Here is a 22039-nt window from a genome sequence, read left to right as displayed (position 1 = left end):
AAAAAGGATATTGCCCGAATAAACTTCCCTCTTGACAAACATAGGTCTAATGCGTTAGACTGATGATGAAGTCTAACGTATTAGACTTCACAGGAGGAACTAAAATGGAGAACTTTAAAATATTCGATGCCGAATACCGCTTCATGTGCATTGTCTGGGAGGAAGAACCGGTCAACTCGACGGAACTTGTTAAGCTGTGTCATAATGAATTTGGGTGGAAGAAATCCACTACATATTCGGTTATCAAACGGCTGTCGGAGCGGGGCGTGTTAAAAAACCAAAATGCCGTTGTGACGGCTCTCGTCAAACGTATACAGGTACAAAAATACGAGAGCGAGCAGATACTTGAAAAGACTTTTGACAACTCCCTTCCCTGCTTCATCACCGCGTTTTTACAGGACAAGAAGCTCACGCAGGACGAGGCTGAACAAATCAAGAAAATGATTGAGGAGGCGGTGAAATGAGCGGACTGTTTATTGAAATCTTGAACATGAGTTTTAGCGCGAGTTGCGTCGCGCTGATCGTCATGTTGATCCGGCTGGCCCTGAGAAAAGCACCGAAAATATATTCATACGCACTTTGGGTTGTGGTATTTTTCCGACTCGTTTGCCCGTTTACTCTCCAATTGCCGGTGAGCGCCGTTCCTGTGCAGCCGCAGACTATACCGTATGACATCGTTTCTTCCGAGAGTCCGTCCATACAAAGTGGAGTGCCAGTCGTTGATAATGCCGTAAACACCGTTATTGAAAGATCGTTGCTTTCCGCCAGCCCAGCGAACAGTGTCAATCCTGTTCAAATCGCGCTGGAGATTGGGACATATCTTTGGCTTGCGAGCGGTCTTGCGCTTTTGCTGTATGGGATTATCAGCTATCTGCGTTTGAAAAAACGGGTCATGACCGCGATCCGCGTCCATGACAATATTTACGAAACCGATCTTATCAAAACGCCGTTCGTGCTGGGGTTCGTCCATACCAAGATATATATTCCCACAGGGCTTGGTGAAAAAGAGATGGAATATGTTATAGAACATGAGCGGACGCACATCAAGCGCCTTGACTATCTGATAAAGCCGTTCGCTTTTTTGATCTCGTCCGCCCATTGGTTCAATCCCATTGTATGGGTTTCCTACGTGCTAATGGCGAGGGATATGGAGTTGTCAGCAGACGAGAGCGTAATGAAGCGTTCGGATTTTGACATCCGAGGCAATTATTCCAATTCCCTTCTTGCGCTTTCGATTAAAAAAAGCGGGCTTCTCAGCCCCCTCGCCTTTGGCGAAACGGGAGTGAGGGCAAGGGTGAAGAATGTGTTGCATTATAAAAAGCCCGCGTTTTGGGTAAGCGTTGTGGCGACTGTGGTTGTTGTTGCGGTCAGCCTTTCTCTTGTGGTCAGCAAGCAAATGGAAACGTCGCCTGAAAACTTATCAAATCAAGGTGCCGAGCTAAACTCAATATCAGAAACTCTTTCAGATGCACCGGAAGCGGCATATGATACGAAGTACAATAAAGTAAAAATTGGGTTTCTATCCGATATGACGGGATTTAAGTCGGCATACGAGTTTGAAACAACCGATTCCAAAATAGTAGCATACATTGATTCAACGCTTAGAACCAGTCAAACGCCTACAGAAGAGGCTAACTTGAACAACAATCATATAAATCAGTACATGATAAAATTGTCTAATGAGATTGGCGGATATAGCTGTGGGCTTTACTACGATACGTTGTATGATAAAGCCTATATCGTAAAAGACGGCGGTCTTTACGAAACAGGGACAGATTTTGCGCGTTATATTGATTCGTTTCTGGAGAACACAAACATCACCTTCAATATAGATGAAACTGATGCTGTAGCACTGTTTAAGGAATATGGATGGACGCTGGATTATCAGATTAGCGCGATGAAAAACAAGCTCAACGACATCAACATCTTGTCTGTTTTTAATCCAAACGCCTATTATTTCGCATATAACAATGAGCTTTCAAAGGATATTGGCTTGGACATGAGCGAATATTCCAATACCGCAGACATTGACGTTGAAATTTATAGAATCCATGAGAGTATGCCGCAGGAGTTTTATCCGATACAGAATTGCAGAGGCATTGTAGTGAAAAACGGTGACAAAATAATCGGCGCGTTCATCAGCGCCGGGCGGCACAGCGCCTTTGACGCTTGTAGTCTGAAAGGAAACAGCTTTGAAAAAGTGACAGACCAAACGCTTTACGAGTGGCTTGCGGGTATGATTAAAGCCGACAGCACCGAAGAAAGACTGTCCAAATTAGAGCCGGAACAGGTTATCGAGGAATATTTCACGGCGCTGGACAATAAAGACGCTAAGACCGCGGGATACTGTATCTCGAAAAAAACTCTGCTGGAGAATTTGACATCAAATATGCTAAACGAGGAATTGTTTAACGAGGGGATCGGATTACCTTTAACTGATGTTGAGATTGGAGTTAAATCAAGTTTTGATAACCTGAAGTCCGCAAAGCTGTCAAAAGTTGAACAGATTGATGAAAACGATAAAAATGTTAAAATCTTTAGGGTAACTGTGAACCTTCAGTACAATGAGGAGTGGTCCATAGGCAGTGGGGAGCAGTTTTGGGATTGCAGCATGGTTTATGAATCTCCTCAGACGGGATGGAAAATAGAAAGTTTTGGACATTAGGGATTAGCGGTAAAAGCAGTTATTTCTGCACCATTAATACCAATCTAACATCGTGATTAACGATATTGACGAATCCACACTGGACAGGGCAACTCACACCCTGTCCTTATTTGTGCCCATTTGAGTAAAAAACTTCCTTGGCAAACTACATCGGCTACCGGGCACGGACAAGGGTTTCAAAGTTCCACAACCTGCCGGGAGCTGATGGCTGCTGCGCAGATATGCCAGAGAACACGGATATGACAGTCTTGAATATTATCTGGATAACGGTTACAGCGGGCTGAAGGTAAGGTATGTAGGAACGGATATAGCATTCCAAACATGCAGATACGAAAAAAACCTAAATTATTTTTCGGTGTGTACTTGACATACGGGTGGCGTAGATCGTGGAAGCGGATATTTCATTTCAAAATTTGTACAGAAAGCTTAATTAAATATTTTTCATACCCTTTTACAAATAGCTCGTCTAATAATACATCTTCATAGAAAAAACCCTGCAAGTCTAGATTCTTATCCACTGCAAACTCAAGTATTCTATTATAAGTTTTAATAATGCTTAAGTACCCATCTTTGTGATAGGCAGTTAAGTATGTCCCCTTTTTTCTTATAAAGTTATAATAAGCTGAGTTTTCTGAAACTTTAGTGAAAAAATAATCATAATTATATATTTCCTTTTCTAAAACCTTTTTCCTGTGGGTTATACAGCCTATAGAATGAGGGCTATAAATATTGTGATCATTCAAATAATTGAAATGTTTCATGATGGAATCAGATATACTTTTTTCCCCTGTGAAAGGAACTGCTTCTGTCACTACCAAAAAGTCATCATAATTTTTTTCTTCAAAAAATATTTCTGATGTATTGATTCCCATCGCTGATTTTATAATTCTTGATTTTTCTGAAATAAAGTTTTTTATTTTTTGCAGATGTTTTATCTTAACATCAAGAGATGCTTCTTCTCTTTCTAGTAAAAGAATGAGTTCATCAGGAGATCTTCTATCAAGATAATCCTTTATTTCCTTTAGTGGCATATTCAACTCTTTAAGGGTAGATATAACATAAAAAACATCTGCTTGATAAACTGAATAATATCTATAACCATTTTCTCCTTTAATTTCAGGGGAGAAAATACCAATTCTATCATAATGAAATAAAGTGTCTTTGCTGACACCAATCAGCTTGGCAAACTCTCCCGTAGTAAAATGAATTTGCGAATTTTTGATCATAATTATTAATCCCCCCTTGACTATGGTGTTACATTATATTTTATATAGACTTTATCGGTTTAGTAATCAATAAAGGAGATGTGTACTTCATGGAATTTCCAAAAGAGAAAATTGGAAAAGAGTATGATTTTGTTTCACTCATTAAATTTGCCATTCCGACCATTATTATGATGGTCTTTATGTCTGTTTATACAATAATTGACGGTATTTATGTATCAAGGTTTGTTAGCACAAGTGCATTGTCAGCTATAAATATTGTCTATCCTATGAACAGCATAATATTGGCAATTGGGTTAATGCTTGCTACAGGAGGAAGTGCAGTTATAGCTAAAAAAATGGGTGAAGATAAACTTCAAGAAGCAAAAGAAAACTTTACACTTATCATCGCTTTTGGTAGTATTATTGGCTTTATCATTATGATTTTGGGGCATGTTTTTATCAACCCTATGCTTAAAATGCTTGGAGCCGGAGGGAATGAAGAACTTTTTAAATTTAGCTTCAATTATCTCACAGTTCTTTTATATTTTTCTCCTCTAGCCGTACTTCAAATGATTTTCCAGAGTTTTTTTATAGTAGCGGGAAAGCCGAGCGTTGGGTTAACCATAACGCTCTTAGGGGGATGCGTAAATATCGTGTTTGATTATATCTTTATTGTTCCTTTACAAATGGGGATTATAGGTGCAGCAGTTGCAACAGGCATAGGAATGGCAATTCCTGTTGTATTCGGGCTGATTTACTTTACATTTTATAAAAAAGGAATACTTTATTTTGTAAAACTAAAAAAAGTATCGGCAATAATCTCTTTTATGCGTACCTTTGTTTTTATATCAGTAAGTTTGTTATTATTGCCGTTAATAATAGGGGTAAAGGGTGTGTGGTTGGCAGTTCCAATTACAGAGTTATTTTCAATGGTGATGTGCATTATTTATTTAAACGGACACAAAAAAAGTTACAATTATGTTTAGATATTAAAACAATGTATAACGAAAAAATAAGCAACTAGAATTTTTTCTAAATAAAGTCAGTATGAGAGATGTCCTATAATTTCGAAAATCACGGAGATGGGCAGATTAGAATGCGAGTATTTTACAATAAACTCTAAAGTACGAGATTAGATAGTATAATTTTAAGACCGTTGCTATTAATAATGCAGTAATACCATTTTGTAAAAAAGCATTAGAAAACAGTGGTGTTCTTTGTGATGCAGCAGTTGAGGTTGACTATGTTGTTAATCTTGTAGAAATAAAGAATGGTAATTGGGTTATGTTGAAGAAGAAATGAAAAGAATAGTAGAAGCTTGTAATGAAAGAGGCGTAGTTTCCAAAGTAATATTTGAAACTTGCTATTTGACTGATGAAGAAAAGAGAAAGCTATGTGAGGTTTCTTTAAAGATAAAACCAACCTATATTAAAACCTCCACAGGATTTGGTACCCATGGAGCCACGGCAGAGGATGTTAAATTAATGAAGGCTTGTGTGGGAGATCATATAAAGATTAAGGCATCAGGAGGCGTTAGATCTATGGAGGATGTATTAGCTATGATTGAAGCAGGTGCAAGTAGAATAGAAACCAGTAGCGGTGTGAAAATTGTTGAAGAATATAAAGCGCTAAGTAAAAATAGATTTGATTAATAAGCGCTAAAGAATATAGGGGGGGAATTTAAAATGGATGCTAGTTATACTACGGGATTGCAGCATATAGGGATTCCAACCAACTGTTTAGAGGCTTCAACCAAATAATTGGTGATATGAACTTAACTTATTAACTGAAAAGCCTGATGGCAGAGGAGCTTCTGTAATACTTGTAATTACAAAGTAGACAAGAAAAGTGACAATTTTAATCAAAGAGTAAGAAAGAAAAATATAGTTAAAATCCTAAATGCATTTAGTAATGCAAGCAGGAGCTTAACTATATTTTTTATGAAATTTTTTAAAATTCTTTGCATGGGTATGAAGAATTCTTCTCCTTACAACAGGAGAAGAGTCATTAGCCGTTATAGGAAGTCAAACAGGGGTGTTCATACCTGAGCTCTAATGCAAATTTATAGAGGTAGTACACCAATCTATAATCCATGTAAATATATGTAAATATCCCATTTATTGAAAAAATCAATAGAGTAAAGATTTGTTATAGATATTATCAATTAGTGAATTTTACTGCAATCGTGTATAATTTTAAATGATTCAACAACAAAAAAACCATTGTGTTTTGATGCAATCACTGATTAAAGTTATGCAAGAAAAGACTTGCAAAAACTATCATGGCATAAGCGACAGCAGAAAAGGGAGGAAATTTATGTTAGATGTATCAGTAAAACACTTAAGTTTTTCTTATGACAAGGATTTGATATTAGATGATATCAATATGAAGGTAAAAGCTGGGGCCTTTGTCTGCCTGCTAGGTCAATCTGGTTGCGGAAAAAGTACCTTTCTTCGTTTGCTTGCAGGCTTGGAAAAACCAAGCTCCGGAGAAATTCTTGTGGACAATGAATCGGTTGCAAAAGCAGGTCTGCAAAGAGGTGTGGTCTTCCAGGATTACGGCCTTTTCCCTTGGATGAGTACTGGAGAAAATATTATGATAGCGCTTAAACAGAAATTTAAGAATATGAGCTCGGACGAACGTAAAACCGAAGCACTTAGACGGATGAAGGATGTTGAACTAACCGAGGTGGATTTTGACAAGCTGCCCAAGGAGCTTTCCGGCGGCATGAAGCAACGTTGTGCAATCGCCCGTGCCTTCGGCATCGATCCTCCCATTCTTTTGATGGATGAGCCCTTTGGTGCATTGGATGCGGTAACAAGAGTCAAACTTCAAGATTTAGTTTTGGACTTGTGGAAGAAAGAGACTGCAAACAGAAAGACGATTTTCTTTGTGACTCACGATGTGGATGAGGCGTTGCTTCTGGCAACCGATATTTTTGTATTTGGTCAGTCACCCAGCAAGATCATTTACAGTTATTCCTTTAAAAACGAGAAAAAACTGGATAGAAAAACAATGCATGATGATTCCTATGTTATGGAGTTGCGCAACCAGCTCATGAAAATCATACATAATGAGGTTCGAACGAAATCAAGTATATAAATAAAAATAAAGTCAAGTAGAGGAGTATGAAAATGAAAAAAATTGTAAAAACCATCACATTCTTAATGATAGCATTGATGTTTCTGACAGGCTGCTCCACAAGCTCTACAACCAATTCTGGAACAATGACTACTGAGAAGGTTAATATTAAATTAGCGGCACAGGCAACCTCTGGTCAGGTGTTCCAGTTTCTTGCTGAGGACAAGGGCTATCTGGAAGAAGAAGGTGTCGACGTTGAGCTTGTTTACATCAACAACGGTTCAGATGCTTTTTCAGCTTTAAGTTCAGGTCAGGTAGATGTTATTTCCACCTATGGTACCGGTGGTCCTCTAATACAGATTGCAAACGGTCAAGAATTTACCATTTTTGGCGGCTATATGATTATCGGCGCAACTCCTGTTTTTGCTATGCCTGATACAGTGTATAACAGCGTGGAAGATTTCCGTGGCAAAAAGATTGCTATTATGAGAGGTGGGACCCCTGACATCGTACTGAAAGGTATTCTGTATGATGCGGGCTTCGACCTAGAAAAAGATGTTACCTTTGTTGAAATGAAAAGAAATCCAGATGTCATGGAAGCGGTACGCAACGGCGAAGTGGATTTCGGTGCGGTATCCACAGGTTTTGAGCTTCAAATTGCTGAGGCGGGAATGGAAATTGTTTTGTGGCCCGATGAATTGTGGCCGAACCACTCTTGCTGTCGTATGATTGCAAAAACAAGCTGGCTTAATGAAAATCCTGAAGCGGCACAAAAGCTGCTCCGCGCATATTTGAGAGCCGAAGAAGCGATGCAGGAGAATATGGATCGAGTTGTTGAATTAACTGTTGAAAATTTAGATATGTCTGTTGAAACAGCAAAAAGCTTCTTGCTCAGTCCACACATGATTTATGAAACAGACCCATATGAAAACAGCGTAATAACAATGTGGGAAAAGATGCAGTCTTTCGGCTACATCGTTGATCCTTCCATTGATATTCAAGACCATATTAATACCTCCAATTATAAAGCAGCTTTAGACTCTTTGGCTAAAGAGTATCCCAGCAGCTCCTTTTTCCAGGAGAAGTTGGTAATGTTCAACGAGAATAATCTGTAATTTTAATTACATAATTAGCTGCATCAGACTTGGTATGCAGCTGTATACCAAGTCTGACTTTTGCATGAAAACTTAAAATCCAAATATAATGTTTTGTATTTCCGAAGGAGTGGTGGCATGAAAAAAATTGTAACGGATAGGTTGGGGCAAGTCTCCCTTTTGGATGAAAACTTAAAATCAGAATATAATGTTTTACATTCTCCAAAGAGTGTTGGTATGAAAAAAATGATAACAGATAGGTTAGGCATAGTTCTGATTTTTATCGGAATAGTAATCTTGTACTATCTTGCAACCGATGTTTTCGGCATATTAGATTCATTTTTATTTCCAGGACTTAGCAAAATCTTATCAGGATTCATTTTGTATTTTGGCAAACTAGTGCAAGGGTTGAAAAGCTCCCTGAAACTACTTATCCCTGCATATACCATGGCGTTAACCTTAGGAATAAGTCTCGGTGTACTTATTGGTTTAAAAAAGCTGTTACGGAAAAATATTACTCCCTACGTTAATGGGTTCAGCGCTGTTCCAGCCACACTTTTGACACCTTTTGCAATTAACATTTTCCCATCCTTTCGGAGTGCGTCCATATTTATTATCTTTTTAGGAGCATTTTGGCCGATACTAGGTACAACCATTAATGCAACGATGACTATCGACAAAAGATATTTGGAAAATGCAGCCACGTTGGAAATAACTGGAGCAGAAAAATTGTTCAGAGTAATACTTCCTGCAGCTTCTCCCACTATACTCCCTGGTTGCGCTGTTGCACTTAAATTTTCGTTTGTACTGCTTACAGTGGCAGAAATGTTCGGAGCGACCTCCGGCATGGGCTATTTTATCCAATATTACGCTGATTTCGCACGCTTTGATCTTGTAATAGTAGGGTTTATCTTTATGGGAGTTGTATTGGTTGGGATAATGTACTTGTTTGATATGATAAAATCCAGAATTTTGCGTTGGACTATAAATAACTAGCATTGTCCTCTAAATCAAAGCACTTGATGCTTTATAGTGTCTGTTGTTCATTGCTAGTATTATTTATATCGATCTAGATGTTGACCTCGTTGTTTATGTAATTACTAATTTTATAAACTGTTTAGAAAATGATTGCTTAGATGAAAATAAAATGAGACTTAATTCATAAGTAGATGACCAAAAGTTTGCACTTTAACTTTTGTGGCAGTCACTTAGTTTGTTTATCTAGAGGGAGTTTTTACTCTCACTGAATTGTAGCCGAATTTACTTCGAGGATGTAGTGCTTGATCTCCCGCTTTAAGTAGACAACCGAAAGTTTGGTTTCTAACTTTCGTGTTGGTCACTTAGTTTGTTTATCTATAAGCAGCGGGAGTCTTAGCAATACACCGAAGGATAAATCTGAGAAGAGGGGGATTATTATGTTGAATACAGACTCTATGACTCCAGCGGAAAGAGGAGCAGCTATTGCCAACGGAGAGGAAGTAGACAGATTACCCTGCAACCCCAATATTGCAAATGGAGTTGCCAGAGTCTATGGTTGCAAGATTTCTGAGTTCAATCACAACTCTAAAACCATTGCCGAGGCGCAAATGGCGGCCTATCGTAAGTTTGGCTGCGATAGTCTGCGTATCTTTACCGATTTGTTCACCTGGGCAGAAGCAATGGGTGCAACTGTTACCTTTCCCAATGATGCTACGGCTGACTTGGCAAAGCCAGCAATTCTTGGCATAGAGGATATTGATATTTTACAACCCGCTGATCCCTATAAGGATGGACGGCTGCCGGTGCATTTAGATGCAATGAAATATCTGAGGGACCTTGCCAAGGATGAAATAAAATGTTCAGCCGGTATCGTTGGACCCTTTACCAATGCATTTTTTCTGATTGGCGTCAACGAAACGCTTAGGCTGCTTCACAAAAATCCAGAAGCGGTTCATAAGCTTTGCCGCATTTCGTTAGAAACCTGTAAGGCATACGCTAAAGCGGTTCTGGACATTGGTCTGAACCCCACTATATCCGAGCCGATGTCCTCCTGTACTGTCATCAGCCCAAAGGTATTTCGTGAATTTTCGTTACCATATATGAAAGAGTTGATTGACTTTATCAAAGATTACGATGGAACCAAAGTGGTTGTTCACATCTGTGGGAAAACTGATAAGATATGGAAGGATGTTGCCAATTTGGGAATTGGTGGCATGAGCATTGATAATGTTGCCAGCTTAAAGGATTGTAAGCTGGCTATTGGTAATCGTACTAAGATTTTGGGCAACGTGGATCCAGCCAGCATCATGTATTTGGGAACGCCTCAAGATGTACGCATCAAAACACTGGAGAGTATTTTGGATGCCTATGACTCTCCCAAAGGATACGTGGTTATGTCCGGATGCAGCCTACCTGTAGAAACACCGCTTGAGAATATTCAAATGATGATGGATACCGTGCGGGAAGTCGGATATCCTGTGGATCCAGAGCGGGTAGCAGAGATACTGAAGCGGTACAACAAATAATACCGGAGGTTAAATAAGGAGGGATTAGATCGAGATGATGAACAAGGAAGAACTCTTAAAGGTATTGTCGGAATGCGTAGTGGAAATGGAAGACGAGAAAGTCATTGGGATGGCTGAAGAATACATACAATCTGGTTACCCCGCCATCGACGGGATTATGCAGGGTTTGGTGGATGGCATGAACAAAGTCGCTGATTTGTATGAAAACGAGGAATATTTCATCCCTGAGTTACTGATTTGCTCGGACGCCATGTATAACGGTCTGGATGTTTTACGTCCCTATTTAGAAAAATCTGATTCCCAGCAGCAATGCAAAGTGGTGATTGGCGTTGTAGAAGGGGATACCCACGATCTTGGCAAAAATCTGGTGAAGATCATGCTGGAATCAGCTGGTTATGAGCTGATAGATTTGGGTCGTGATGTCCCGCCAGTAGATTTTATTAACGTGGTAAAGGAGAAAGATGCAAGCGTGGTTGCACTGTCTACCTTGATGTCTACCGCCACCAGCAATATGAAAAGGGTTGTGGAGCTGCTGGTTAAAGAGGGTATGCGTGACAGTGTCAAAGTGATTATAGGTGGTGGACCGACTTCCCCTGAGTTTGCCAAAAAGATTGGCGCCGACGGTTACTCGAAGAATGCAGTGGAAGCAGTCAAACTGGTAAATCGCTTAATGGGTACATAAGATGAAACAGGAACTAACACAAAAAAGCCGCCTGATTGTTGCTGCCTAGAAACAGCTTATCGATTGTTTGCTTTGCATCTGTCTGGTCAGGATGATAAACATGATGTGATTGAGAAAGGTAAATGGTCTCTAATGTTTCAGGGGATTGATTGAAATATTTGACAAGTCTACTTACATGGCTTATGTAGTGTTTTGAGGTAGTTGGACTATATCCCCTAAGTTCTAATTCTATTTTCATCTTTTTCCTTAATTTAGATACTAGGAACATTCCTTTCTTTGTTTTTGTCTTATTAACTTAAATAGTACACCACTTTACAAGTAATACAGTGATTTGAAAATAATTCCATAAGATAACAAAATCAGACACCTGAATCCTAGGAATACTAATTTCACCAATTCTATCGCCTTATCCTTAATACCAGAGGAATTAAGAGAAATCACATTATTTATAACAATTGACGACACCCTTCAAGCAAAATACGGTGATAAATTTGATTGTTATGCTAAACATTTTGACCATACCAAAAAGAAGGGAAGTCAATATCTTAATGGTCATTGCTTTATTTCTGTGATGCTAAATATTCCCCTATATTATCAGGATAAGGTAAAATACTTGAGCCTTCCTATAGGCTACCGCCTATATTCAAAGTGATGTGGCTTTTAAACAAGCTGTCACCAGATTTTAGAACCATATCCGATTTCCGCAAGGATAATAAGAAAGCCCTTAAAAACGTATTCAAGGAATTTAACCGCCTTTGCGACAAACTGAATCGTAGCATTTGAGGTTTTTTGAAAGTTTGTGTAAACCTACGAACTGATATAAAATTAAATCAGTTCGTAGGTTTTTAAATGGGAAAAATTAACAAACAATTTTGTAATTACAAAATTGTTTGTTAACTAAGTTATGAATTACATTAAAGCATACCAATGCGGTGAAAACGTTGGCATTTAAGGAAAATATAAAAATTACATTTTATTGGCATGCATATTGCTTAAATAAAAGATAAGATGTGAAAACACATTTTAATAATTTCTGGAGGTGAAATAAATGAATGATGAAATTAAAATCGTATGCTGTTGCGGAGCTGGAATTTGCACTTCGAATTACCTGAGAGAAGAGATAGAAGACAGATTGAAGGCAGAGGGGTTTAAAAAGGTACGAGTCGTAATCAGCAAGGTAAATGACCTGGAGGAATCAGTGGTTGGAGCTGATCTCTTAGCAACTACCGTTGAATTGCAGCGAGATTATGGAATACCACAGGTAAGAGCATTAGGTATTATGTTGGATGATGATGCAGCAAAAGAGGCACTGGATAACATTGTAAAAATCCTTAAAAACAGAGACACAAATAAATAATGTATCTGCTGATAAGGATGGCACTGGAAAATTACTAAAGTTAGTAATTAATTATTGTAAAAGGAGGGCATAAGATGAATTTTATTAATGTAATAACTCGAGGATTATCTTCGTTTTTCGGTTTTGATTCAACTGTTACGATTGTCGGAGTAATACTTATAGTATCTTTACTGGCAAAAGTAGGGATTAAGAAAGCAATAACCAGTGCACTTAAAGTGTCAATAGGTCTTCAAGGAATTTTCCTAGTCGTTAACATTGTCCAAGGAGCCATGGTAGAACCAATAAACAACATTGTTACAATATATGGCCTTGACAAAAACATAATAGACATTGGATGGGGAACAGTTGGTTATGCATTCGGAAATCCATATGGTTATTTTGGAGTTTTTGTCTTTTTAATCATAAATGTTATTCTTGTCTCCATCAGGTTTACCCAAACATTATATGTTGATGTTTTTAATACTTGGAGAGGGATGCTTCTTGGAGGTATGGTTGGTGTAGCTACAGGTAGTATTTGGATTTCAACGCTTGCAGTAGTTATATTTCATATCATCGACATTAAGACAGCTGATATAGCAGCACCATATATTGAAAAAATTAATAACTTCCCTCCAGGTGGATCATGGCCCCATGGAACACATTTCTCATTTCAAGCTGTAATGGCAATGCCCATAGTATGGGTTTTAAGAAGGATACCAGGAGTTAAAGATATCAATATTCAAGCTTCATTTGTTGAAGAGAAATTTGGAATTCTTGGCGAAACTACAGTGATGGGAACTATATTAGGTATAGCAATAGGCCTCTTCAGTCAAATAGGCATTATGCAATCCCTGTTATTAGGAGTAACAATGGCAGCAGCCTTTCTCCTCATGCCAAGAATGTGTGCCATTTTGGTTGAAGGATGGTTCCCAATTATAAAATCTGCTCGTAAAACGCTTGTTGGAAAACTTAAGAGGGAGGATGTACGTATTGCTTTAGACTGTTCAACGGTTATTGGGCATAGTGCAGTAATTCCTACGACACTTATTATGTATCCAATTGCGCTATTGATTTCTTTATTCTTGCCAGGTAATCAAATGATTGCATCAATTAGTTTGATTATTGTGCTTTGGGAGAGTGCAGCAGTCAATTCAATTACAGAAGGAAATATATTCCACAACATCATTACCTTATCAATTATTATTTGTTTCTTTTGTTGGGGTGCTACAATCATGGCTGGACCGATGACAGATCTGGCGGTTTCATTAGGATATGATGCTTCAGGCGGTATGGTTTCTGCTTGGGATGCAGCAGGAACACCGGGTTTAGTTCTAGTATACAAGATAATCGGAAAAATTTTTGGTTTTTAATAAATTGCAGCATTAGGAGAGGATGCAATGAATGGGATGAAAGAAAAAGTATATCATGATGTATTAATACTGAATGATTTGACTACAAAAGAAGAAGTTATCGAAAAAATGTCAGATTATTTATTAGATAAGGGTTATATCAATGAAAAATATTGCAAAGCAACTTTGGAACGAGAAAATATTTTTCCAACTGGCTTGTCTACAAAACCAGTAGGGACTGCAATTCCACACTCTGATGCAGAAAATGTTGTAAAACCTGCCGTGCTTTTAGCAATATTGAATAATACTGTAGAGTTTTCAGATATGGGTAACAAAGAAAATAAGATTAGTGTAGGGATTGTTTTTCTTATGGCACTTAAGGGTGAGAATAATCAAATCAATTATCTTAGAAATATTGTAGAGTTTTGCAAACATGAAGAAAATATCATGGGAATCTATGGTATAAAAGATACGGAAAAGATTATGGAGATATTTTTGCAAAAAATACTTGTATAAATTATCTCAAAATATTATAAAGCACACAAATTATGGATAAAGCTATACCTGCCTTAATTATAAGCATAAATACTATTAGGGCAGGTGGAGCCCGTTCTTAGAATAAAATGGGAGGTAATTATATGAAAATTCCAAAAAAGATCAGAACACTAATTGTTGGAGATGACTGGGTAAGTACGGAGCATCTAATCAAGGCAATGGAAGATGTTTTAAAAGGATATGATTATGAAATTACTACACACACTATTGTGATGGATAAGCCGATGAGTAGAGATAAAAAAGAAGATATCGGCGATGATACAGTAAATGAGTACTGTGGTACTCCTCAGGAAATTATCGATCGAATTGATGGTATCAATTTGCTGGTAACACACACTGCTCCTATTACAAAACAGGTTATTGATGCAGGTAAAGAGCTTGTTGCTATTGGATGCTGTAGATCAGACATAGTAAATATAAATGTTGACTATGCTACTGAAAAGGGAATCTATCTATTTAATGCTCCAGGCAGATCTGTTGAACCTGTTTCAGATATTACGATAACCTTCGCTTTAACCCTTGCAAGAAATATTTTGCGGGCAGATGAGTACGTGAAATCAGGAAGGTGGTATCGTGACATCAATAGGACTGAACCGAAATGGGACGAATTCTACTCTTTTAGGGGGCCCGTTATTAAAGGGAAAAAATTTGGAATCCTTGGTCTAGGTAAAATTGGTAAGAGAGTAGCAGATAAAGCAAAAGGAATAGGATTTGACGTACAGATATTTGATCCTTTTCTTCCTGCTGGGGTAATTGACCATTACGGAAAAAATTGCACGCTAGAAGAACTCATTTCTACAAGCGATTTCATTACTATTCATGTACCACCAGTAGAAAGTAACCAAAAGCTTATTGATAAAAAAATGTTGGGGTTGATGAAGAACACTGCTTATTTGATTAATGTCGCTCGGGGTGAAATTATCGACGAAATTGCACTGATTGAAGCACTTAAAGAAAAACAAATTGCAGGAGCTGCCCTTGATGTATTCTGGAAGGAACCACTGGAATTGGACAGTGAGCTGATGAAACTGGACAATGTAATCTTAACACCACATATTGCTGGGCAAAGGTATGATGTGTCAGAAGGTTCTGCAGATATTTTAAGAGAACAAATGCTTCCGTTTTATCAAGAAAAGTCTTTAAAAACTTGTATAAACATGAAAGATATAAAATGATAAATCAGAGGAAGGAGAGTGATGAGATTGCTTTTAACAATGAAGGAATTACTTGATGATGCAAATAGGAACAATTATGCAGTTGTGGCACCAAATGCATGGAACGAAGATACCATAAGGACGGCAATAGAGGCGGCTGAGCAGGAGAATGCACCATTGATTATCGCACTATACCCTGTTATGGCAAACATAGAAGAATTCGCATCAATAGCATGTAAATTTGCATCAGTTTCAAAAGTACCTGTAGCTGTTCACCTAGATCATGGAAGTCGATTTGATGAAGCGATTAGAGCTATCAGATCAGGATATACTTCAATTATGGTAGATAGATCCCAGTTGCCGTTTGATGATAATGTCAGAGAAGTTAAAGAAATTGTTAAAATTGCCCATGCTGTAGGGGTTGCAGTAGAAGCAGAACTTGGTCACGTTGGGCAAGGAAAAGACTATGCAAAGACCAGAGATTGTGGACTTACAAGAGTTGATGAAGCAATAAGGTTTGTCCAAGAAACCCAAGTGGACTGCCTTGCAGTAGCTGTTGGAACATCCCATGGCATCTACTGTGGAGAACCTAAAATTGATTTTGAACTACTAAAAGCATTAAAAGAAAAAATCAACGTTCCGTTAGTTTTACATGGATCTTCCGGAACAGGTGATGAAAATATTGCGAAGTGCGTTACTGAAGGGATCAATAAAATTAATTTATTTACCGATTTAGATTTATCAGCATCGGAAAAGTTGATTGAATATATGACGGATAAACGGTCTATTAGAATTGTCGAAATATGTAATGTGTTATATAATGGTTATAAAGAGAAGTTGGTACATAATATCAGATTGGTTAGATCAAACAATAGAGTTTAGAGAGCAATGCTGGGGGGTGCAATTTTGGAAATCAGTAATGAGGAAAAAATTCAAAGCATTATCGCTAGAGAAGATAAATTTAATCCATTGACTGATGAAGAAATTTCAGGAAAAATGGATGTTTTAAGGGAGACAGTAACCAATCTGCGTAAGAAATTAGATATTCCTAATTCACGGGAGAGGAAAAAGGAAATGCTGGTGAAAGAAGTTGCAAAGCTTCTCTCAGAAAAAGGAGGTTTGTCAATCAGAGAACTTACTAGTGAATTAGAAGTGCGTGGAGCGGTTGTGACAGGATTTCTTCTCGAAGAGATTATCAATAACTTGTCATATTATAAAGAAAAGTATTCCATCGAAACAGAACTTTCAAATAAAGAAAATACATTTAGTAGATTAATTGGTTTTGAAAGGAGCCTATCTAAAAGTATAAAACAAGCCAAAGCATCACTATTGTACCCCCCTTTTGGTTTGTCAACTTTAATTATTGGTGAGAGTGGTACAGGTAAGACACTATTTGCCGACTGCATGTATGATTTTGCAATCGAAAATAATATCATAAAAATGGGATCGCCATATGTTACCTTGAATTGTGCAGATTATGCAGATAATCCTCAATTGCTGCTATCAATCCTATACGGTTACAAAAAGGGTTCTTTCACAGGAGCCGATGAAGACGCTCCAGGGTTAGTTGAGAAAGCAGACAACGGAATTTTATTTTTGGATGAAATACACCGGCTACCACCTAAAGGTCAGGAAATTTTGTTTACCCTTTTAGACAAGGGGAAATTTAGAAGATTGGGTGAAACTTATAATGAAAGAAGTGCAAAGGTACTTTTTCTTTGTGCAACAACAGAAAATATCGAATCCTCCTTACTTGTTAGTTTTCGAAGAAGAATCCCGATGGTTATCTCTATACCTTCATTGGAGGAAAGAAGCATTGAGGAAAAAATCGAACTAGCTTTCAGTTTTTTTCAGGAAGAATGTAATAGAACGAATTTAAAGATTTTTGTTGATTGTAAAGTTATGGAAGCATTTGTATTAAAAAAATATCTAGGAAATATTGGACAAATGAGAAGTGAAATCAAAGTGACATGTGCTAACGTATATGTTGAAAATATCGGTAACAAGTCAAATGAAATTCATATTGGTTTAAACGAGATCCTATATAATAATATCTTCAGTGATAGCTTAAATTTTGATAGTAGTAGCATTATTAAGATTAAGTCCCTTATCAATAACGCAGTCTTTTTTCCCAATATGAATGAGAACAAGATGCCTATTAGGAGAGTAACAAATGAAAATTATGATATTTCAAGAGATATTTACCATGAAATCCAAAAAAAATATCATGAAATGAAAAGTCTAAACGTTGGTATTAAAGAAACAAAAAAAATTTTATGGACATACATTTTAAACACTTTTCATAAGATTGAGTCGGAAGCTGTAAGCAATGAGGAAATGGAGAATAATGACATAGAAAGTCTAGTTGATAAGAAAATACTTACTATTATTGATGAATTTATATTGTCAGTAGCACAGGAAAAAAAACAGAAAAATATAGTTAACAGGAATATACTTAATCATCTATGTATTCATCTCAATGAAGTTATACAAAGAATCAAATTCAAACAAATAATCATTAATCCCAATTTGATTAAAATAAAAAATGAATACAGTGAAGAGTTTAATATGGCTAAAATTTTAGTAGATAAATTAGAAAAAGAATATCAGATTTGTATACCGGATGATGAAATCGGTTTCATTGCCATGTATATGAAAGCATTGAAACAAACAGAAAGTAAGGATAATAAGATTGGAGTCATCGTTTTATCACATGGGAAGGTTGCAACTGAAATGGTTTCAGTTGCTAATCAACTTATGAATGTTGATTTTCCCATAGCTATTGACATGCCTCTTGCGGAGAACCCTTCAAAAATATTGGAAAAAACTATAGAAATTGCAAAAATAATTGATAATGGTAACGGTATCCTATTTTTCTCAGATATGGGGTCTCTAGTGAATATTGGTGAAGTTGTTACTAAAAGAACGGGAATAAAAACGAGAACGATTGATAGGGTTGATATTGTTACTTTAATTGATGCAGTTAGAAAAATATATATATCAGAGAGTACGCTGGACAATATATATTTTAATATTGTTAATTCCAGATATATTATTAGTGAGTCAAACAGTGTCTTAGACAAAGGAAAACCATCCGTTATAGTAACATTGTGTCTCACTGGAAAAGGGTTTGCACTAAGAATACGACAGAAAATCCTTGAAATATATAATGGGCTAGAAATCATTCCTATTGGTATGATGACTCAAAATATTTTTGAAGAAATTAACGTAATTAAGCAAGTGTATAATATTATAGCGATAATTGGAACAGTAAACCCAGAAATAGAGGGTGTAAATTATCTACAATATAGTGATGACTTGATAAAGAGTAAATATTTAGATGTTCTTATTCATAAGGCCGCCTTTAATGTACAGAAAAACGTTCTCAATAAAGATTTTATTATTTTAAACAAAAATTATAAATCTAAGGATGAGCTTCTTGCGCATGCATATTCTCTCCTCTATAATGGTGGATTTGTTAAAAAAGATTATTTGAACTCATTAAAGCAGCGGGAGGAAATGAATACAACATTTGCTAAGGGAGGAATTGCTATACCTCACGGGTTACCTTCCTATGTAAGTGAAACTACATTGATGGTTATAAAACTTAAAGAAAGAATCAATTGGGATAAAGAACATAGGAAAGTAGATATCATATTTATTCCTGTAGTAAAAGGAAATGATATCAAGTTAATTAACAAAATTTTCAAAATAATTAGAACGACAGAAATATTAGAAAAATTGAGAAAAAGTAACAACAAAGCAGAAATTTATTCTATAATCAATGATATAGTGAGTGAGTAATGTGATATTTGATTGCGCTGAAAATCTTTCACTATAAAGCTGCCGTCATTCATTGTTTACAACAGAAAATGGGGAGATCAGCAACAAAAAAATAGGCCAATGAAATGCTTAAAATGATTCATAGGGTGTATACCTATGATAAGAAACCAAATATTGATGGAATTTTACAGCAATGGATTCAATTGAAATATAATAGATATTGTTATGAAAAGTAGATATGCATACTTAGGTTGTGCAATTTTATGATTAAGGAAGGAAAATAGATTAAATCAATTGGAAAGGAAGAGGAAAATGATTTCAAAAACTGTTGTTTTGAAAAATGATACCGGACTACATGCAAGACCAGCTACATTAGTTATTAAGGAGGCCTCTAAATTTCAAAGTAACATCACATTTATTAAAGGTACACAGGAGAGTAATGCAAAAAGTATCATGGGGCTTATGGCAATGGGTATAAAAAAAGGGGAGGAAGTAGAAATTAAAGTTGACGGACCAGATGAAAAAGAAACCTTAGATACTATTATTGCATTATTTGAATCTAATTTTGGTGAATGATAGGGGGGGACTCAAAGTATGTTTAAAGGTATTGGTGCTTCATCAGGAATTACGATAGGAAAAGTACTTCTTCTAGAAAAAGAAGATATTCATATCCAACGAACAACAATTGAAAATGTTGAAGAGGAAAAGGACAAGTTTAAAAAGGCAATAGATATATCTAAAGAACAAATAGAGGTCATTAAAAGCAAGGCAGGAGAAGAACAGAAAAGTATCCTAGACGCTCATTTAATGGTATTGCAGGATCCAGAATTGATTACCAGTGTTGAAGAGAAAATTACCTCTAAAAAATTAAATGTTGAAGCGGCTTTAGAGGATGTGTTGAAAACATTTATTTCTATTTTTGAAGCAATGGATGATGAATATATGAGGGAAAGAGCTGCTGACATTAAAGATGTAGGACAAAGAGCAATGATGAACCTTTTTGGAAAAGAAATGACAAATCTCGCTGAATTAGATGAACCAGTAATTATTGCAGCTCATGATATTACACCGTCGGATACAGCACAGATGAATGGAGAAAAGGTATTAGGTTTTATTACAGACATTGGAGGGAGAACTTCCCATAGTGCTATTATGGCAAGATCTATGGAGATTCCTGCTATCGTTGGTTTAGGTAGTATAACAAAAGAAGTTAAAACTGGAGATCTTGTTGTATTTGATGGTAATGAAGGAATTGTTATGGTAAATCCAGAAGCATCCATCATCAAAGAATATGAAGAACGCAAAGAAAAGGAAATTGCAGAAAAAGCAGAATTGAGGAAGTTGGTGAATAGCCATACTGTTTCTAAAGATGGAAGAAAAATAGAACTAGCTTCTAATATAGGAAATCCTAAGGATGCTAAGAAAGCCAGCGAAAATGGTGCAGAAGGGATTGGGCTTTACAGAACAGAATTCTTATATATGGATAGAGCCAATCTTCCTACAGAAGAAGAGCAATTCCTAGCTTATAAAGAAGTATTGAAAATTATGGGACAACGTCCTGTAATCATTAGAACATTAGATATTGGGGGAGACAAAGAACTACCCTACTTGAACTTACCAAAGGAAATGAATCCTTTCTTAGGTTACAGAGCTATTAGAATATGTCTAGATCAAAAATATATCTTTAAAACCCAATTAAGGGCATTGTTGAGAGCCAGCGTATATGGAAACTTAAAAATAATGTACCCTATGATTTCTTCTCTAGAGGAAATTAGACAGGCGAATTCAGTGCTAGAGGAAGTAAAGCAAGATTTACAAAAAGAGAACATAGATTATTCTTCTAATATCGAAGTTGGAATTATGATCGAGATTCCAGCAGCAGCTGTTATTTCTCATATGTTGGCTAAAGAAGTAGACTTTTTCAGCATAGGTACCAATGATTTAATTCAATACACAACTGCTGTTGACAGGATGAATGAAAAAATATCTTATCTATATAATCCCTTTAATCCGGCTGTCTTAGCATTAATAAAACTAGTGATAGACAATGGACACAAAGAAGGTATTTGGGTAGGTATGTGTGGAGAAGTTGCTGGGGATCCAAGGCTTATTCCTGTATTGCTAGGAATGGGACTTGACGAGTTTAGTATGAGTGCAGCTTCAGTACTTCCTGCTAGGAAACAAATCCAAGGTTTATCCTATGAAGAAATGCAAAAGGTCGCTGATAAAGTATTAGAAATGAATATTGCTGATGCTATAGAGGCGTTCGTAAAACAGTATCAATAATACAGGGAAGTCTACTGGCATATAGGCTAAACGGAGATACAATTGCTCAAATGGTAGTAAAGCTATACTTTGAGCCAAAGGTAGAAGAAATATTTTACGAAGATTCCAGTGCGGTAGTTTCGCACCCCGAGATCTGGGCGGGGTGCTTCGGGTAACCGGCGTATTTACCATGACCGTAACATTGCGTGCCAGTAGATAATTCGAATACTCATATTTACTGGAAGTTGTTACTTCTGTGGTTTTATGAAAATGGCTGCTGACTTTTTTAATACTTCTACTGTGTCTTTAGCATCGTCTAGTTTTTTTTATTTTTGCCACTGGAAATTTTCAGCTCAGTAATTTCTT

Annotated in this window: 19 protein-coding genes; 18 read left to right on the top strand and 1 reads right to left on the bottom strand. The window is 36.7% G+C overall.

The features are described 5' to 3' along the window. Positions 1-104: 104 nt before the first annotated feature. Entirely contained in the window at positions 105-464 is a 360-nt protein-coding gene (locus tag CHB72_RS08700; protein WP_089282492.1) for a BlaI/MecI/CopY family transcriptional regulator, read from the top strand. After that, a complete protein-coding gene (locus CHB72_RS08695) occupies positions 461-2665 on the top strand; it encodes a M56 family metallopeptidase (protein ID WP_089282491.1) in 2205 nt (734 codons plus the stop codon). The genes CHB72_RS08700 and CHB72_RS08695 overlap by 4 nt, the downstream gene beginning before the upstream one ends. Before the next feature lie 401 nt (positions 2666-3066). On the opposite strand, the gene CHB72_RS08690 is transcribed toward CHB72_RS08695, so the two are convergent. Continuing rightward, on the bottom strand, positions 3067-3891 hold the full coding sequence (locus tag CHB72_RS08690) for a MerR family transcriptional regulator (protein ID WP_089282490.1): 825 nt from the start codon (positions 3889-3891) through the stop codon (positions 3067-3069). 89 nt (positions 3892-3980) lie between these two features. Between CHB72_RS08690 and CHB72_RS08685 the strand changes: the two genes are divergently transcribed. From CHB72_RS08685 to ptsP, 16 genes are all read left to right on the top strand, one after another. Then, entirely contained in the window at positions 3981-4856 is an 876-nt protein-coding gene (locus CHB72_RS08685) for an MATE family efflux transporter (protein ID WP_089282489.1), read from the top strand. Positions 4857-5168: 312 nt separating this feature from the next. Beyond that, positions 5169-5522: a deoxyribose-phosphate aldolase gene (gene deoC / locus CHB72_RS08680; RefSeq protein WP_242975078.1), complete on the top strand. Its 354-nt coding sequence runs from the start codon at positions 5169-5171 to the stop codon at positions 5520-5522. A gap of 664 nt (positions 5523-6186) precedes the next feature. Further along, positions 6187-6972 carry an ABC transporter ATP-binding protein gene (locus CHB72_RS08675; protein ID WP_089282488.1) on the top strand — a complete coding sequence of 262 codons (786 nt, stop codon included), beginning with the start codon at positions 6187-6189 and terminating at the stop codon, positions 6970-6972. Positions 6973-7004: 32 nt separating this feature from the next. Next, the gene (locus CHB72_RS08670; protein ID WP_089282487.1) at positions 7005-8066 is read left to right on the top strand and encodes an ABC transporter substrate-binding protein; all 1062 of its coding nucleotides are present in this window, start codon (positions 7005-7007) and stop codon (positions 8064-8066) included. Between the two features lie 117 nt (positions 8067-8183). Then, entirely contained in the window at positions 8184-9041 is an 858-nt protein-coding gene (locus CHB72_RS08665) for an ABC transporter permease (protein WP_242975077.1), read from the top strand. Positions 9042-9460: 419 nt separating this feature from the next. Continuing rightward, positions 9461-10549, top strand: a complete 1089-nt coding sequence (locus CHB72_RS08660; RefSeq protein ID WP_089282486.1) for a uroporphyrinogen decarboxylase family protein — start codon at positions 9461-9463, stop codon at positions 10547-10549. A 34-nt stretch (positions 10550-10583) separates the two neighbouring features. Next, the gene (locus CHB72_RS08655) at positions 10584-11231 is read left to right on the top strand and encodes a corrinoid protein (RefSeq protein ID WP_089282485.1); all 648 of its coding nucleotides are present in this window, start codon (positions 10584-10586) and stop codon (positions 11229-11231) included. A gap of 651 nt (positions 11232-11882) precedes the next feature. After that, positions 11883-12014, top strand: a complete 132-nt coding sequence (locus CHB72_RS28245) for a hypothetical protein (protein WP_408606558.1) — start codon at positions 11883-11885, stop codon at positions 12012-12014. Positions 12015-12279: 265 nt separating this feature from the next. Then, the gene (locus CHB72_RS08645; RefSeq protein ID WP_089282484.1) at positions 12280-12588 is read left to right on the top strand and encodes a PTS sugar transporter subunit IIB; all 309 of its coding nucleotides are present in this window, start codon (positions 12280-12282) and stop codon (positions 12586-12588) included. A gap of 74 nt (positions 12589-12662) precedes the next feature. Further along, a complete protein-coding gene (locus tag CHB72_RS08640; RefSeq protein ID WP_089282483.1) occupies positions 12663-13937 on the top strand; it encodes a PTS transporter subunit IIC in 1275 nt (424 codons plus the stop codon). Positions 13938-13964: 27 nt separating this feature from the next. Further along, positions 13965-14432 carry a PTS sugar transporter subunit IIA gene (locus CHB72_RS08635; protein ID WP_089282482.1) on the top strand — a complete coding sequence of 156 codons (468 nt, stop codon included), beginning with the start codon at positions 13965-13967 and terminating at the stop codon, positions 14430-14432. Positions 14433-14554: 122 nt separating this feature from the next. After that, complete coding sequence (locus CHB72_RS08630) at positions 14555-15646, top strand: NAD(P)-dependent oxidoreductase (protein WP_089282481.1); 1092 nt, start codon at positions 14555-14557, stop codon at positions 15644-15646. A 21-nt stretch (positions 15647-15667) separates the two neighbouring features. Continuing rightward, positions 15668-16507, top strand: coding sequence for a class II fructose-bisphosphate aldolase (locus CHB72_RS08625; RefSeq protein ID WP_242975076.1), 840 nt, complete (start codon positions 15668-15670; stop codon positions 16505-16507). 24 nt (positions 16508-16531) lie between these two features. After that, the gene (locus CHB72_RS08620) at positions 16532-19429 is read left to right on the top strand and encodes a sigma 54-interacting transcriptional regulator (protein ID WP_176431279.1); all 2898 of its coding nucleotides are present in this window, start codon (positions 16532-16534) and stop codon (positions 19427-19429) included. Positions 19430-19720: 291 nt separating this feature from the next. Continuing rightward, positions 19721-19984, top strand: a complete 264-nt coding sequence (locus tag CHB72_RS08615; RefSeq protein ID WP_089282479.1) for an HPr family phosphocarrier protein — start codon at positions 19721-19723, stop codon at positions 19982-19984. An 18-nt stretch (positions 19985-20002) separates the two neighbouring features. Next, the gene (ptsP, locus tag CHB72_RS08610) at positions 20003-21694 is read left to right on the top strand and encodes a phosphoenolpyruvate--protein phosphotransferase (RefSeq protein WP_089282478.1); all 1692 of its coding nucleotides are present in this window, start codon (positions 20003-20005) and stop codon (positions 21692-21694) included. Positions 21695-22039 lie beyond the last annotated feature (345 nt).

Origin of the sequence: Anaerovirgula multivorans, assembly GCF_900188145.1 — a bacterium.
Lineage (GTDB): Bacteria > Bacillota > Clostridia > Peptostreptococcales > Natronincolaceae > Anaerovirgula > Anaerovirgula multivorans.
The sequence above is the reverse complement of the archived record's forward strand: the minus strand, read 5'-3'. Positions and strand labels throughout refer to the sequence as shown.

Coding starts and splice junctions, on each gene's coding strand:
- CHB72_RS08700 (WP_089282492.1), top strand. CDS start 105: ATGGAGAACTTTAAAATATTCGATGCCGAATACCGCTTCATGTGCATT.
- CHB72_RS08695 (WP_089282491.1), top strand. CDS start 461: ATGAGCGGACTGTTTATTGAAATCTTGAACATGAGTTTTAGCGCGAGT.
- CHB72_RS08690 (WP_089282490.1), bottom strand. CDS start 3,891: ATGATCAAAAATTCGCAAATTCATTTTACTACGGGAGAGTTTGCCAAG.
- CHB72_RS08685 (WP_089282489.1), top strand. CDS start 3,981: ATGGAATTTCCAAAAGAGAAAATTGGAAAAGAGTATGATTTTGTTTCA.
- deoC (WP_242975078.1), top strand. CDS start 5,169: ATGAAAAGAATAGTAGAAGCTTGTAATGAAAGAGGCGTAGTTTCCAAA.
- CHB72_RS08675 (WP_089282488.1), top strand. CDS start 6,187: ATGTTAGATGTATCAGTAAAACACTTAAGTTTTTCTTATGACAAGGAT.
- CHB72_RS08670 (WP_089282487.1), top strand. CDS start 7,005: ATGAAAAAAATTGTAAAAACCATCACATTCTTAATGATAGCATTGATG.
- CHB72_RS08665 (WP_242975077.1), top strand. CDS start 8,184: ATGAAAAAAATTGTAACGGATAGGTTGGGGCAAGTCTCCCTTTTGGAT.
- CHB72_RS08660 (WP_089282486.1), top strand. CDS start 9,461: ATGTTGAATACAGACTCTATGACTCCAGCGGAAAGAGGAGCAGCTATT.
- CHB72_RS08655 (WP_089282485.1), top strand. CDS start 10,584: ATGATGAACAAGGAAGAACTCTTAAAGGTATTGTCGGAATGCGTAGTG.
- CHB72_RS28245 (WP_408606558.1), top strand. CDS start 11,883: ATGTGGCTTTTAAACAAGCTGTCACCAGATTTTAGAACCATATCCGAT.
- CHB72_RS08645 (WP_089282484.1), top strand. CDS start 12,280: ATGAATGATGAAATTAAAATCGTATGCTGTTGCGGAGCTGGAATTTGC.
- CHB72_RS08640 (WP_089282483.1), top strand. CDS start 12,663: ATGAATTTTATTAATGTAATAACTCGAGGATTATCTTCGTTTTTCGGT.
- CHB72_RS08635 (WP_089282482.1), top strand. CDS start 13,965: ATGAATGGGATGAAAGAAAAAGTATATCATGATGTATTAATACTGAAT.
- CHB72_RS08630 (WP_089282481.1), top strand. CDS start 14,555: ATGAAAATTCCAAAAAAGATCAGAACACTAATTGTTGGAGATGACTGG.
- CHB72_RS08625 (WP_242975076.1), top strand. CDS start 15,668: ATGAGATTGCTTTTAACAATGAAGGAATTACTTGATGATGCAAATAGG.
- CHB72_RS08615 (WP_089282479.1), top strand. CDS start 19,721: ATGATTTCAAAAACTGTTGTTTTGAAAAATGATACCGGACTACATGCA.
- ptsP (WP_089282478.1), top strand. CDS start 20,003: ATGTTTAAAGGTATTGGTGCTTCATCAGGAATTACGATAGGAAAAGTA.